The sequence below is a fragment of the Phocaeicola sp. genome, assembly GCF_057861905.1.
The window spans coordinates 55,204-69,932 of the sequence record NZ_DBMACV010000008.1 but is presented as its reverse complement, the minus strand read 5'-3'; the positions used below and the strand labels follow the sequence as shown (position 1 = coordinate 69,932).

Sequence of the window (14,729 nt, the reverse complement as noted above, 5' to 3'; positions counted from 1 at the left end):
ATGCCCTACTAACCACATATTTTCGTATCTTTGTGATATAGAGACTTGCAAGATTAAAGTGGATAATTCCGTAAAAAAATACATATTATATAATATAAAAACAAAAGATGTAATAAAAGAAGGACGGATACAACACTTTGCTCCGCCCTTCAAGCCAATTAAAAATACACTGAAAATGTATTCTCTCTGCAAATATAACACTTTTTGTTGCTACTCTAATTTTTTTTTACTATTTTAGACAAGCCAATTAAAATTATATCTTATGAAAATCAAGTATTCTGTTTGCGCCAAATCTCTTGGAACAGGCATGTTTAGCGTATATATACGCTGCGAACAATTCGGTAAAAGTATCTTTATTGATACGAATGTACACTTATTCCGTGACGAATGGGATAAGGAAAATGGAATGATTATTCAAAATCCGAACGCAAAGAAACTTAATATTCTTATCCGGAAAACACTTTATCAGCTCGAAGAATATGAGCTTGACTATGACGGAGAGTTCACTCTTTCTAAACTAAAGGAAATATGGGAGGGGCGTGAATCTTCAAATGATTTCTATTCTATGATGGAATATCAGATCGAGCATCGTGATATTAGAGAAGGTACAAAAGGAATACACAGACGTGTTTTGAAGCATCTAAAATATTATCAAGAATCATGCTCCGTTTCAGTTCTGACTGAAGATTTTGCAAAAGGGTTTATATCTTATATGAAAAATATAGGACTTAACTCTACAACAATTGGAATGCAGATTCATGTATTACGATGCTATTATAATATAGCACGCAAATTATTTGGTAGTAAGGTACCTTTCGGAAGCTTTGATTTTTATCACGAAAAACTATCAGATAGGCTTAAATATAAAATGAAATCTTTAACAGATGACGATATTCGAATAATCGAAAACTATATATCTCGGCCAGATACTCCACCCAGATATATAAAAACTCTCGATCGTTTTCTCTTCATGGCGTATACTGGAGCAAGAATCTCTGATTTTGCTTCTTTTACATCTAAAAACTTCAGTATCGAGAATGGTAAAATGTGGCTTACTTATACATCTATAAAAACATCTACCGATGTAAGGATCCCGATATCTTCTATTTTTGATGGCAGAGCTGAACAGATCATAAATAAATATTTATATAGTCTTAATGACTTTTTTGGAATAAAAAAAGATTTATTTAACGCCAGGCTAAAAACGGCAATAAAACATGCTGGTATAGAAAAAAAAGTATCTGCTCATGTAGCAAGACATACATGCGCTTCTAGACTTGTAAATAAAGATGTACCTATTACTACTATACAAAAAGTTATCGGGCACCGTAGTCTTAAAATGACTATGGTATATGCACAGACAAGCGAGAATACACTGGTAAGACAGCTTTCATAATTGATAAATAGGGGATCTTTGATATAAAGACCCCCTATCTATGTTAAAATAAAAATGGTCAATTGGAGGACTATTCTATTTCTTGGAAACTGGGTGAGAGCTATTCCGGAATGGAAGGGCTCAAACTGACGCTGTATTCTTTCTGCGAAGAAGGTGAATTTGAAGCTTCACTCCGTGTGACTGCCCGCGACGCGGCGGGAAAAGTGATACAGGACCGCATGGCGAGCGGCATTCCGTTGTTGAAAAACCGCTGTACGGTGACAAAAGGACGGATTTTTTCTCACCAGGGAGGTGTGAGTTTTACGGAACCGGGCGAATGGATTCCGCAATATGAGATTGATTTCTGAACGTATTGGGGAAATTTAGAGCGTAGAAAAGGAAATTTATAGGCGAAAAATGGAAATAAATAGCCCGAAAAGGGAAATTTCTGGATGAAATCGATATTTTTGGCTAAAAAGAAGGCCCTCTCAGATAAAATTGAGAAGGCCTTCTGATTTTTCCCTTTTTATAGTGCAGTATGTAAGCATATAGCTTACAAGTGCACTTGTGGGAGGACTTATTGGCCAAACTACATTGACAAAGAATGGACTACTACCAAGTAGAAGAGCAAGTTGGAATAGTCAATTTACAAGTGGTACATTGGTAGTATCGTTTAAAGATGTATATTCACTGCAACCTTTTTTTATAACCACATATTACGCTGGGGTATTTGGCTGTATTGTGTTTACTCCATCTCTTTATCCAATCAATAGATGCAAAGCATTATTGATAGGAGAAAGCAATGTAAAAATATATGTAAAAGAAAATGAATCAAATATATACATAAAACCAAAATTTAATATAAATGGCAGTATTGCAATACAGCTGATAGACTCTCCTAATTATGCTGCTGTGACAACATCAAATATATCAGATTTTGATATTTCTGGCTATAAAGAAATAATTCCTAATTCGATATAATATTATTATAAACTTCCACGGAAACTTTTCATTACAATTTTGTAAGTAAAGTTCCCAGTGGGAGAACTGATCGGCGTAGCTAATTCAACTCAAAATGGCCTTGTATCTAAAAATTGGTGTTTTCCGAAAGGAATGGCTGTTACCCCAGAGCAAGAAATAGACAATCTTGAAGCTGGTATATATTCTGTTGGCGCTGGTAACAAAAATATACCCGATAGCACAACTGGAGTGCTGTTTGTTGATACGGATTTAACATACAATTACAAGCTACAAAGATTTTATGACACAAAAGGCAATAATAAATACCGAATAAATACAGGTTCTTCGTGGCAAGAATGGAAATAGGAGGCTATCAACCACCTAAACCCATCCACTCCATTTACCTTGATTCGTTTTATTTCTTGTTTTTGTCAAGGAGCTAAATTCATCGAAAACAAGTTGTCTAACACAACCGCCAGCAGGATAAACTACTAAGATTCCATATGTTGGAATACCAGATGTCTTATTGTTGTTTAAATAATACCATCCGGCTTTAACATAATCGTCTAAGTTATTTCCAGCATTGATGTTTCCTCTATAAAAAAAGCCATCTTTACTCTGTAATCCGTTTTGGTTAGCATTAGCTGTCCCGATAAGTCCTCCCACAACTGATGCCAAGTCCTCTTTACTAATTTTTATACTATTGCCGTTGCTATCCAAAGCACGTACCCATTTACAATCTGATTGCTGCGTCAATGCGCTTTCTTTTACGTCTGCCATATTTATTTATTTTTTAATTGTTAATATTAATTTATTTTACAAAATATAATAATTTTTGTAATAAAAACAAAATTATAAAAGTTAAACTTCTTCTGTATCTTCTACTAATTTATAGTACTGAATAGGCTTTTCATCCGAAAAACCTGATATGTCTGCTGTTATATTCAGCATCATCGGTTGTTGAGCAGGATTATTGTCTTTTGAAAGCGTGTGAGGGGTAACTACTTCCAATAGTGTTCCTTCATACAAGAACCTGAACCCTGAATCTACTTGCTTACCTATTTCTTCCTCCCATTTGGGATAGTAATTTTTCATTTCGAGTGATTCTTTTGCAGTAAATCCGCTGTCGTTTATTTTTCCCTTAATCGTTGTCATAAGGCTGTCTACCTTAGTCAAATAGTCGTAAGTTATATCTTCGGGCTGAAATAATTCTTCCTCCGCTATAATCTTGTCTTTCTCCGATTCAGGTATTTCTTTCCATGTGGAAATTCCTGATAAAGAAGATACTTCTACTGATTTTTCAAACTTTCTTTCTTGTGGTGCTACCTCTTCACTCTGAGTAAGATAGCAACCGTTACCTGCTTGTATTATCATATTCTTTTAATTATCGTGCCATTTGACACCGGTTAATATTCCATTTACAAAACATAAATCTCCCAGTCTAAATCTACGAACCGCTGGGTCCCATACATGCTGGAATCCGATTGCCGTAGTCAAACCATAATCACCATAAGATCCGCCTAGTTCACTACCATGAGTGTTAATTTTGCCACGAAACTCAATCGCCGTATCATAATCACGTTCTTCTGTCAATATACTTAAAGCTGTATGTATAATACCACCCTTAGCCCGTATCATAACTGTCCCAATTCCATCAGGATGTACGTCATCTTGATCTAATGTTGTTGTAAATACCCCTGCAACTATAGAACTAATTCCCGTTTCTACTGGTAAGGTATCACCAATACCTGCCGTCTTTTTATTATTGTTAAATGATATACCATTTCTCATAAGTAATAAACTATCACCATCATTGGTAGAGCCTATTGCTGATTGGGTAACTGTAAATCCTCCAATTGTACCAGAAGCTACGTGTATTTCTCCTGAAATGGTTGCACTGCTGGAATATAAACTACCGTCTTCATTAACTCTAAAAGGCGCATTATCCGGCGTTTCAGAACCCGCCCAAAATCTTATTTTTTCTCCTTCATCCGAACCGCTAATTCCAGCAGTTATAGTTCCATCATCTTTTTGTATTGTAAGTTGATTGCCTTGCAAGAAGTTTATCTTAGCGTTTTTTGCAATAATTAAAGATGTAAATATTGTACCTACATTTGCACTAAATTTTTCCCAATAGCTTGTATTTTCGTAAGTAATGCTTGAAGATGATACGTGTGTCAGTTTGCATCTGTAAGCGTCCCATCCAGTTTCTACATTATTATTTTTAACCAACACTACATCAACATATCTTACCTCAAGACTTCCGTCAGTAATATTGATGTCATTACGATATTCAGTACCGATAGCCCATTTGCTGTCACGGACAACGCAACCTTGAATACCTTGTTTACCTTCTACTCCAGTATCTCCCTTGTCACCTTTATCTCCCTTTTCAGCAAGTAAGTCGTATTCAGAAGTATTAACTTCCCCCGTCAAAATGTAACCGGATTCTGTTTTCAAGCGATTACCTGCGTTATCCTTTAAAGTCCACATCGGGGGATTATATGTTGCTACCTTTGCGACATACGAACTGCCACCCATCGTGACAACTCCCATTTTTGGCACAAGCAATCCCGTATACCATACTCCGAGCTGGGTATAACCGTCACCTTTTTCGCCTTGCTCACCTTTATCTCCTTTATCACCATAAGTTCCTATTATTACTGGCGTGGTTTTAACAGATTGACCATTAGTATATAATATATTTTCATAATTCCATAAGAATTTCTTAACAGAAGTGGTATTCTGTATTGCTGTAGTCCACCCACTTATATCAGTAGTAACACCAACCGAATTAGATGAAGCGAGGTAATATTCCGTAATTGAAACTATACCATTGCCAGTAGCTCCTGTATCTCCTTTATCTCCATACACACCTATTACTCGTTTTTTTGTTGAAGATGTCGAATTGTCTGTATAGGTAGTTTCTTCGTAAGCCCAAAGATATTTGTTTGTGGATGTCATTACAGGAACATCTGTACTAAACGATGAAGGTTCTGTAGTGTTTGAAGAAGAAACTGCATAATAGTTTGTAACGCTTTTTATTCCTACTCCTTGTTCGCCTTTGTCTCCCTTAATTTTAGCCCATTTGTAATCAGAAGGTGTGCTGCTATCCGCTGACTCTGTATCGACGTACTGACCGATGTAATCGCCTGCATCTTCTCCGTTATTACCGGTAAATGTCGAGCCTCCATCATTTGAATACTTGATATGAAGATAGTATGTTTTACCGTCTGTGCCGTTATAGCCAGGTATTCCCTGCTCCCCTTTTTCTCCTTGCAGACCTTCAAATCTCGCCCAAGCATACTTTGTGTAATCGTCGCTATCTTGTTCGGTAAAGTCTACATAAGTACCAATGTAGGTAGAAGGTGTTTCTGTCATTGGATTTCCGTCAGGATTTACTGAATACTTTATGTGGAAATAAGAGGTCTTTCCATCTACCCCGTCTTTACCAGCAATTCCTTGTTCACCTTTCTCGCCTTGTAATCCTTGAAGCCCATCCTTACCGTCATTACCTTTTTCTGCTATAATGTCATATTCGGAAGAGTTTATTCCCCCCGTTAATAAATAGCCATTTTCAGACTTTAGTCTGTTTCCTTGATTATCCTTTAGCGTCCACATAGGAGGATTTGTAGTAGCTACTTTAGCAGCAAAAGAATTTCCTCCCATAGTAACTACTCCCATGTAAGGAACAACCATACCATCGTTCCATTGACCCATAAGTGTAAAACCATCTCCTTTCTCACCCTGAGAACCAGTTTCACCTTTGACTTTTATAGGCTTACCCCAAGTCCCGTCAGAAGATGATGCTGCAACTTTCTGTGACATCCATATAGTAGTAGATGTCGCATTTGTATGCCATCCGTTTGTTGTTCCGTCACCCGTAGGGGCAGAAGGTTCTGCTTCGCTGTCGTTATATGTAATATATACAGACAACCCGTTCTGACCGTCAGCACCGTTTGTGCCGTCCGTACCATCTACAACCATCAGTTTCCAAGCATTTCCATTGTATATATATACACGACCGTTATCTGTATCACGATAAGCCCAGTTTGTCTGCGGATTTGCTGGTGCTTCCGACAAGTCACCTTTCCATACAATGCTAAGACCGTTTTCTCCATTCTTACCGTCTACTCCGTCAATAGTCATTTGATACCAAGAGCCATCTTGATATACATAAGACTTCTTGTCTGTTGTATTCTTATAAGCCCATCCGTTTTGCGGATTTGTAGGCGCGCTTGCAAATTCTCCCTGCCATACAATACTTGTTCCGTCTTTACCGTTTACCCCGTCAGCACCGTTTAAACCATCCTTACCGTCTTCTCCCCTGAATTTACTCCATGTGTATTCTGACGGGTCTGTTCCTTCTGTTTCGGTAATTTTGTTTACGGCAATACCGATATATTTTGTATTGTCGTTGGGTTGTTGATACATTGGGTTGCCGTCTGCATTGTCGGAATAAGCGATCCACGTATAATACTGAGTGCCATCCTCTCCTTTATCTCCTTTTACTCCTTGTTCCCCTTTAATGTCAGACCAAACATAGTCTTCGGGGTTATTGCTTTCGAGAGGACTTTCCTTGTTGTATGCAAAACCGATGTAAGCCTTTCCCGTAGGGTCGTTGGATATTCCGTTTCCTTCTGCATCGTCAGCATATCTTATCCATGTATAGTAAGTCTTTCCGTCCTTTCCATCCTGTCCTGCAACTCCGTCTAGTCCATTCTTACCGTTTGTTCCGTCCGCTGCAATAAGCTGGTATTCTGCGTTGTTTATTTCACCCGTCAAGATGTAACCGGATTCTGTCTTTAACCTATTGCTGTCCTTGTCTAATAATGTATAATAGGGTGGATTGTCAGTACCTTCTTCTACTACGCACATAAACGTAGCATTACCCATTCTAACAACACCTAAGTAAGGTACATGCATCCCTTCGTACCAGCCTCCCATATTTGTAACAGACTGCCCTGCCGGGCCTTGAATGACGCCTGCATCATTCCATTCTGTACCGCTCCATACCCACAGATGACCTTGTATCAGATAACCGTCACCTTCTTTATTCCCTTCCTGCGGAAGTTCAGATTCATCATTCTTGCTTCCCAATATTCTAAAAGAAGTACCGTCTTGACCGTTCTCTCCCTTAGACACTTGCAAAAGCCAGTTTGGATTGCTTACGGACGGTTCTGTGTCAGTTCCATCCTCGTTCACACACAACCAAATACACCCGTTATGAGATACACGGTCGTAATAATATTGGGTATTGTTTACCCATGATCCTCGGTCGTTGGCTGTTTTCACTGGAGTACCGTCAGGCTTTACCTGAGTAACGGTCCCAGTGAAGTATACGGAATTGGTGTACTCGGAATAACCTTCCATATTCAGACCAAAGATGTTCAGGTTACTCAGATCACCCGATTGTTTAGCAATGTTTGCCACGCCCATTTCCCAAGTATTCTGTTTCCATAAATGGCGTGTATAGGTACGCGTTTCATAAACCGATGTCTGGCGATCTTCACGTGTGAAGCTGCCGTAAGCCACGAAGTTCATCTGCGAAAACGGATCGAAAGAATATTTCCAGCGTTCGGACATTGGGCGAATCTGGTATTTGAACTGCTCGTTCCTGTCACCCATCACTTCGGTAATCGTGAAATAAACCGTGCAGAACCCGGCGAACGTCCGGTTCCCCCGGCTGTCATCCGTATCTTCAGTAGCATTGTCAGAAGATGTAAGAGAATGGAATATACCCATACAGATATCACCAACAGCTACAGCCCCGATTTCTCCCTCTTCCAGTTTTAGGGTACATATTTTAGATTCCGTATCAACCGATTCAATGATACCTGCCCCTGGTGCACGCCATTTGTCGCCTACTTTCACATCTACACGGTTGTAGCGTAGCTCTGGAGTTTCGATAAACCTTCTCGACGTAAGAGATTCTACTTCGGCATTTCCGTTTTCGTCGATTTTCGCGCCATAACCAGTAAGGCCAGACGCAAATCCATCCTTGCCAAATACAGCTCCAGCACGAAATATGGCAGCTTGTAAGAAGGTAATGATTCCGATTACTGTATCATTGAACTTCTTTGAAATAAATTCTGCACGAGACCGGAGTGCAGAAAACACATTATAATCCGATGGGGTCTTTGTATCTGATGTTTTCAATACATCAATCTGTTTCTTTTCTGCTTGTCTGGCCATCTCATAGCGTAACGAGTTCAGAGAGTTATCTACAGATGATTTCCATCCCGTACCAACCTCATCGGAGCAGGTAATCGTAGCTTGGCACAAGTCATTCAGTTTGCGCTGCACTTTCGTAATACGGGTGTCCTTGTATCCGCCGGTGGATCCGAAATACTGTTCTGACAGCAGACGCACGTTCCATCCGATACGGAGCGTAGTATTATTCTTTTCAATATAATTTCGATCAGTAGTACCTGTGTACTTGTTCGGATCGAAACTGTAAGTATTAAGATAATCATCTACAGCCTGCTTGTATTCCTGTTCTGCCTCGGTGATGTATTCCTGCGGCATGGCGAAATTCCAGGGAATATACTGGTCGCCCGGCTGCGGGATAATTGCACCGCCCGGAATCTGGGTCATTTCGTCCGGATACACGTTGATGATTTCCCACTCCCGTGTGTCTTCATGCCATGCGGCCTGAAAGGAGCCGTCTGTTCCACGCCCTGCCAGCTCGCCTGTCTGAAATTTCAACATGTAGTCCAGATCCGGAATCTCGTAGTCTTTCGGATTCCAGTTCATACCGTTGTCCTTGAAATAATATACGGTGTACTTCCGTCCCTCCTCATTCTCTTTTTCTTCTGAGCGCACAGAGGAAATTGTACCGATGTATTTGGGGTATATCTCCGAGAAGGCTGTTTCTTCCGTTTCTTCCTTCACGCCATATAGGTCCACGTTCTTATCTACATATAGAGAGCGGTTAGGAAGTTGCAGACGGGAATACCCGTACTTTGTCGCATCAATATTGCGTGTACTGCCCAGCGGGAACAGACGGGTAAAGAACTTCACTTCTCCGTTATCTTCCTGTGCCAGGTTGGTAAGTCCCTGAAGATATCCCAGTTCTACCATTTCGCCGCGTTCAGCCTTACAGAGATTTATCACATAACCGTCCGCCCACATTTCCGTTTCGAATGTGGCGGCGATGCCGTTGCTACCGAAAGCCGCATCCCAGCACTTTACATTCCGGTAGTCAATAGTCTTATTATCGGCTACAATTACCGTTCCGATACTCCATAGATTTGCATCGGCACGGCGGTTCATGTTATCAATCCAAAGCTGAAGGTGTTCGCGCGGGCCACCGTCATAACTGAATTCAGAAGTAGTTCCTCCTTCCTGGAACAGCATCAGCGTGTCTTCCGCATCGTGTATCGGCGCATAGAACTTCACGCTGTATTCGTAAGTCTGTGTGTTCTTTTGTTTCGGGCGATAACGGGACTTTACTTTATAACGCACGCCTTCCAGTTCTATGTAATCATCTACATCCAGCGGAATGTATTCCGTGTGTGTGAACGATGCAGATACGCTGCATTCCCCGCCAATCTCTTCTGTGACAGAAGAAGAAGTGTTCGGGCTGGCTGTCAGTCGAAGGTTATTTGCTTTATCGTATATTTTCAGTTCCATTTTATCGTCATTTAATCTGTGTTTAATCGATTCCTAAACGGATGGCTGCGGCTCCAGGAATTTCACGGAAAACAGCACATAGAAACGGTCGCCTTCGTAGCTTTCGTACCAGTCCGGTTCTGCCGGCATATCCTGATAAACCATATTGTAAGTACGGTAATTCTTTACGGCGATGGCAAGCGTTCCGGACGTAATCAGCGTCATCATACGCTGGTATTTCTCCAGCCGGTCGTCTTTCGAGTTCCCGCGAAGAAAGAACTGCAAGGTACGTTCAATGCTGTTCAGCTTCACGTTCGGGTTCTGAGGAAGCTCCACTCCGTTCCGTTCCCGGAAATCGACGGTGGTAATGTCCTTCGCCTTGGGCATACGGAGCAAAGCGTCCATGTTCACGTGACCGCCAGCTTCTGTTTCGCCTAGGAACGCACCGTATTCCGTCCATACGTCTGTTTCGTTGATTGTAAGATATCCTGTCAAGTCCATATTATTTCAACTGTATTCCGTTCAACTTCAAGTCTTCCATCAAGTCGTATATCAGCACAATGTATGCCGTATGCGATGCTATGGTTGCCAGCGTCTGGCTATCCTGCTTCTGGGCATTACGGATTTCCTGCACGAATTTGTCCGTATTGGCCAGATGCGTCTGCATGTTTCTTCCTATTGCCTCAAAGGTAGATATGCTGTCCTGACTCATTGTAGTCAGCGCACCGCTGCTGGGCGACTGGCTACTACCGGAGGATGAGCTTTCCCAGCCGAAACTGTTCATAATCTGCTCCCTTTCTGCCAACATATCGTTTATTATATTCTGATAATCTTGTCTGAGCTTATTTACTTCATCAGTAGTTAAGCCACCATCCGCTTTTTCGGTCCAATCTTTGTATAAAGCTTCAATCCTTGACTTGTATTTGTTTGCGACAAGTGACGAGAATACTGCATTCTGCAAATACTTTTCAAAGTTGTCAGCAAAATCCTGGTTGGTAGAATCCAGATCATTCAGCATATCTACAAAGCTATTTTGGAAGCTGCTGAAATCAACACCTGTCATCACTTCATTCATTTTATCACCCAAATCATCAATTTGGTCATCACAAGCGATAATCTGTTCCAAGGCATTACGAAATTCAGAATCCAGTCCAGCCCAAAATGCCCACATATTATCACGGACATTACGTAACTGATCAGCTGACGCTCCCAACAAAGCGTTCGTTATATCATTATAATTGCCATTCTGATTGACATACTTATATAATTCTGTGGCATATCCACCCAAATCTCTATTTTGCCGATACGCGATGGAATGAGAGCCTAAACTGCTGCCGGCAGATTTACGGGCATCAGCAAGAGCATATGCCTGTTGCATTTTCTGATTCAGCAGGTTAACTGATTCTTGATAAGCTTTTTCCGCTTCTTCTCCATAACTGATATCAATATATTGTTGTTTCTTGTCTATCAACTCATCCCAAATGCCCGAAAGTGTTTCATATTGAGATTTCATTTGTTCATAGCCTGAATAATCTGCACCATAAAAAATACCTCCAAGTCCTTTTACTCCAAAAAAACTTCCAATTGTATCCCACATATGTCCGGCCAAATTGGCTACATTCTCCAATATCCCGCCAACAAAGCCAGATATTCCCTGATTCCCCAACTGCTCTAAAACTCCGATAATAGAACCTACTATACCACCTATTTTCGAATCGGCATCGGAAAACGCATCTATCAATGTCCCGATAGAACTTCCTAGTTGGGAGAGGTCACTTCCAGCTTCGCTAAGTCGAATCATACTGTCTGTAACTTTAGAGAATCTTTGTCCAGCCTGATCAGCAGCTGCGTTAACATTAGCCTGAGCGTTGATGACATTAGCCTGAGCTTGATTTTTTTTCTTCAGAGCCGCTTCTTTCTCTGCTTCTGTTCCTAAAATAAGGGATTTATTGTATTCCGACTGCGCTTTTTCCAGTTCAATCTGTGCATCTGCCAATATCTGTAACTGTTCCGGCAAATTCCCCAATAGCCCACCTTTCTCAATTATGTTCTGCTGGATTTCATTTAAAGCTTCATCCAATACCTTACGTTCATCAATCGCCATATTTTTATACTCCGGAGACTGACGGAATTTTTCCAGTTGTGTACGTAATTTCTGCAACTCTTGTTTCGCTACCTTGTCAAGATTTCCAAAAATCAACTCCCAATTGATACTTTCCTTAAACTCCTCAAAATCTACGGCAGCAACAGCTTCTTTCCCTTTTTCTTTTAAAAGTTTCTTTTCGGCTTCAGTCTGCGCCAAGGCTATTTTTTTTGTATACTCCAAAGCTACAGCTTCTCTTTTTTCCTGCCAGGTTCCATATTGCTTATTGTACTCTATTTCAGCGTCCAGTGTTTTGTCAAGATATTCTTTATTGATCTGATATATCTTTTCCGCTAATATTTTTTCCGCTAAAAGCCTTTGTTCGTTCGCTTCTGCTTTCACGTCATCATACTGGCTCTGCGGGATGTTGTCACCTTGCTTTCGTGCCTTATCCATTTTGGCAATCGTGTCCTGTTCCTGCTTGTCAATGTCGGCAAGCTGCTCATCGTATTCTTGCTTAGCCAAAGCCTTTCGTTTTGCGATGCCTTCCTGCATGATTTGCAGACGCAGTTTCTCTGTAGTTTGCTGAGCTTTTACACGGGCATCCGCCAGCTGGGAAGCATAATCGGTTTTTTCTTTAGTAGATTCTGAAGAACCACCATCCAGTTCATCATCAATATAAGCCGATGTATCAACCTGTTTTACTATTCCTTCTATAATCTTATTGTTTTTTGCTATCTGTTCGGTATACTTATTGATATTTGACATACGACGCTCGTATTCTTCAATTAATTTACCTTCTGATGTATTACTGATCCACGATTTCGCAGCACTGTCTACGATGATGCTTCCTTGGTTTACCTTTCGGTAATTTTTCCACATTTTATCACGTTCCTTCAGTGCTTTCTCATATTCATCTTTATTCCTGTTTATCCAGTTTGTATCTGCATTAATTCCTCGTTGTAATTCAAAATTTTTCTTTGAATAATCTGCCACTATATCTTCAGCAGCTTGTGCTTGTCCCTTACGGATGATTGCCTTGGTTAAATCATCGTATGCCGATGCGGCTTTTCCTGCAAGGATCGCTTCATTACTAAGTTTACCGAAATAGGAGGGATACATCTTTTGCAATTCATCCACAGCCTTATTTCGTTCCTTCATGGATTTACTACTATCCTGACTGGCAGTATAGAGAATTTTAAGTTTAGCAGATTCCTCTGAAGCCGCCTTTCCTCCTTCACGATGGGATGTATTTACTGCTTGTTGTAGCTTCTGTGTTTCAGAAAGTTCTTTATTGGCTTTTCCTAAGTTCTTTACCCAGTCCATTATATCTTTTCCAAACACTATTCCCAAAGATATAGCCGCCACAAGTGCCGTCTGCCAGCTGAATACTGCACCAGCCAGCTGTTTCCATACCGGCACACCTTTCTGACCTGATGCGGCAAGAAGCTCGTTCTGCTTGCGTACATCCGCAATGGCATCGGACAGCATCGGCAGGTTGTTGGAAATGGCTAGGATAAACATCTGCGGTCCCATGGCGAGCGATGGCAGCTCTCTTGCTACCTGGCTGAACTGCATTTTCAAATTGTTGGTCTTGCGGGTTACGGCTTCGGTGTCGATGTCAATGGTCTGCGTTTTTGCGGTTTCTTCCTTCGTCTTTTTCAGTTCCTTCAATCCTGCTTCAAGTCCGCGTACCTGTCCTGTCAGTGCCTGTATATTGGCGGCCTCCTGAGTATAGCTAAGACCCGCAGCCTTGTTGACCTCCAACTGGTGTTTCTGTTCGGCAATTACCTGTTTCAATGCAGATATCAGTTGCAGAGTCTGATTTTCCACATCATCCACATTCTTACCCACGCTCTGTAGTCCGGCTTTGGTAAGGTCTTTCATGAATATTTCGAGCTGTACAGGTACTGCCATATCCTTAATCTTTTACTGCGTATTTTGTAAAGAACTCCATCGGGTTCATTCCCTTTGTCGTATTCGTGTTATCTGTTTGTGTGTGACTGTTTCTTTGTTTCTCCCGTTCCTCCATTTCACGAATCTGCTGCATCATATCCGGCTTCTGCGGAGAAACCCAGTGCGGCATGTCTGCCATCATCATTTGCAGGGTTACTACATTCACTTTGTCCAGAATGTAGTCTATGCTCCAACCTGTTTCCGTAGCCAGCTGACCTATCACGCCGAAAAGGCTATGCGAAGGTTCCGTATGTCCCTTCTTTAACTCCTCCTGTCGCTTGCGCTTTCGTTCCGGCTCGCTAAGGGCTGCATCTTGTTCAGTGCTGCTGCCGATGCGATAATAATCCCGAAAGACGTGGTAGATGTACTGCTCAGTATTTGCCGCCAGGCGGAGGAAAGTTCATCGGGTGTCATCAGTTCCCGTAGCAACCAGGCCACCGGACGGTTAAGTAACCTCCCCAGTACCGGGCCTCGAACAATGCCGTATGCCACTATCCTGCTGATATCCTTTCCATGCAGGAAGACAAATCGGATTCGCTGATCCAGGTTGTATTCGTCGTATTCTTCCGGAGTCACGCCGATTCGGAGATAACGTTTACTGATACGTATCAGGCTGCGTGTGGTAGGTGTCTTCATCGTGATGCGGAACGGACGTTTCCGCAGTACCGTATGAAGCGGCAGGCTGATTCCCCCGTCACTGAGGGAGATGCCTGCCAGCAGTTCTATATCCTGTGCCTTCAT

11 protein-coding genes are annotated in these 14,729 nt (G+C 41.4%); 4 read left to right on the top strand and 7 right to left on the bottom strand.

Annotated features, from left to right (window positions below):
• Positions 1-262: 262 nt before the first annotated feature.
• From ACZM60_RS02945 to ACZM60_RS02930, 4 genes are all read left to right on the top strand, one after another.
• Positions 263-1,396 carry a site-specific integrase gene (locus tag ACZM60_RS02945; protein WP_489520777.1) on the top strand — a complete coding sequence of 378 codons (1,134 nt, stop codon included), beginning with the start codon at positions 263-265 and terminating at the stop codon, positions 1,394-1,396.
• Positions 1,397-1,458: 62 nt separating this feature from the next.
• Entirely contained in the window at positions 1,459-1,743 is a 285-nt protein-coding gene (locus ACZM60_RS02940; RefSeq protein ID WP_489520776.1) for a hypothetical protein, read from the top strand.
• A gap of 199 nt (positions 1,744-1,942) precedes the next feature.
• A complete protein-coding gene (locus ACZM60_RS02935) occupies positions 1,943-2,356 on the top strand; it encodes a hypothetical protein (RefSeq protein ID WP_489520775.1) in 414 nt (137 codons plus the stop codon).
• 57 nt (positions 2,357-2,413) lie between these two features.
• On the top strand, positions 2,414-2,701 hold the full coding sequence (locus ACZM60_RS02930; RefSeq protein ID WP_489520774.1) for a hypothetical protein: 288 nt from the start codon (positions 2,414-2,416) through the stop codon (positions 2,699-2,701).
• A gap of 15 nt (positions 2,702-2,716) precedes the next feature.
• Here the strand turns inward: ACZM60_RS02930 and ACZM60_RS02925 are convergent, their stop codons facing one another.
• The 7 genes from ACZM60_RS02925 to ACZM60_RS02895 all read right to left on the bottom strand — a co-directional run bounded on the left by ACZM60_RS02925 (position 2,717) and on the right by ACZM60_RS02895 (position 14,729).
• On the bottom strand, positions 2,717-3,115 hold the full coding sequence (locus ACZM60_RS02925) for a pyocin knob domain-containing protein (RefSeq protein WP_489520773.1): 399 nt from the start codon (positions 3,113-3,115) through the stop codon (positions 2,717-2,719).
• Between the two features lie 81 nt (positions 3,116-3,196).
• Entirely contained in the window at positions 3,197-3,709 is a 513-nt protein-coding gene (locus ACZM60_RS02920) for a hypothetical protein (RefSeq protein WP_489520772.1), read from the bottom strand.
• A 6-nt stretch (positions 3,710-3,715) separates the two neighbouring features.
• Positions 3,716-9,970, bottom strand: a complete 6,255-nt coding sequence (locus ACZM60_RS02915) for a hypothetical protein (RefSeq protein ID WP_489520771.1) — start codon at positions 9,968-9,970, stop codon at positions 3,716-3,718.
• Between the two features lie 33 nt (positions 9,971-10,003).
• Positions 10,004-10,450, bottom strand: coding sequence for a hypothetical protein (locus tag ACZM60_RS02910; protein WP_489520770.1), 447 nt, complete (start codon positions 10,448-10,450; stop codon positions 10,004-10,006).
• A 1-nt stretch (position 10,451) separates the two neighbouring features.
• Entirely contained in the window at positions 10,452-13,949 is a 3,498-nt protein-coding gene (locus ACZM60_RS02905; RefSeq protein WP_489520769.1) for a hypothetical protein, read from the bottom strand.
• A gap of 4 nt (positions 13,950-13,953) precedes the next feature.
• On the bottom strand, positions 13,954-14,211 hold the full coding sequence (locus ACZM60_RS02900; RefSeq protein ID WP_484247065.1) for a hypothetical protein: 258 nt from the start codon (positions 14,209-14,211) through the stop codon (positions 13,954-13,956).
• 38 nt (positions 14,212-14,249) lie between these two features.
• On the bottom strand, positions 14,250-14,729 hold the full coding sequence (locus ACZM60_RS02895) for a hypothetical protein (protein ID WP_489520768.1): 480 nt from the start codon (positions 14,727-14,729) through the stop codon (positions 14,250-14,252).

Bases quoted from the DNA above. Each gene is read 5' to 3' on its own strand.
- ACZM60_RS02945 (WP_489520777.1), top strand. From the start codon at position 263: ATGAAAATCAAGTATTCTGTTTGCGCCAAATCTCTTGGAACAGGCATG.
- ACZM60_RS02925 (WP_489520773.1), bottom strand. From the start codon at position 3,115: ATGGCAGACGTAAAAGAAAGCGCATTGACGCAGCAATCAGATTGTAAA.
- ACZM60_RS02920 (WP_489520772.1), bottom strand. From the start codon at position 3,709: ATGATAATACAAGCAGGTAACGGTTGCTATCTTACTCAGAGTGAAGAG.
- ACZM60_RS02915 (WP_489520771.1), bottom strand. From the start codon at position 9,970: ATGGAACTGAAAATATACGATAAAGCAAATAACCTTCGACTGACAGCC.
- ACZM60_RS02910 (WP_489520770.1), bottom strand. From the start codon at position 10,450: ATGGACTTGACAGGATATCTTACAATCAACGAAACAGACGTATGGACG.
- ACZM60_RS02905 (WP_489520769.1), bottom strand. From the start codon at position 13,949: ATGGCAGTACCTGTACAGCTCGAAATATTCATGAAAGACCTTACCAAA.
- ACZM60_RS02895 (WP_489520768.1), bottom strand. From the start codon at position 14,729: ATGAAGGCACAGGATATAGAACTGCTGGCAGGCATCTCCCTCAGTGAC.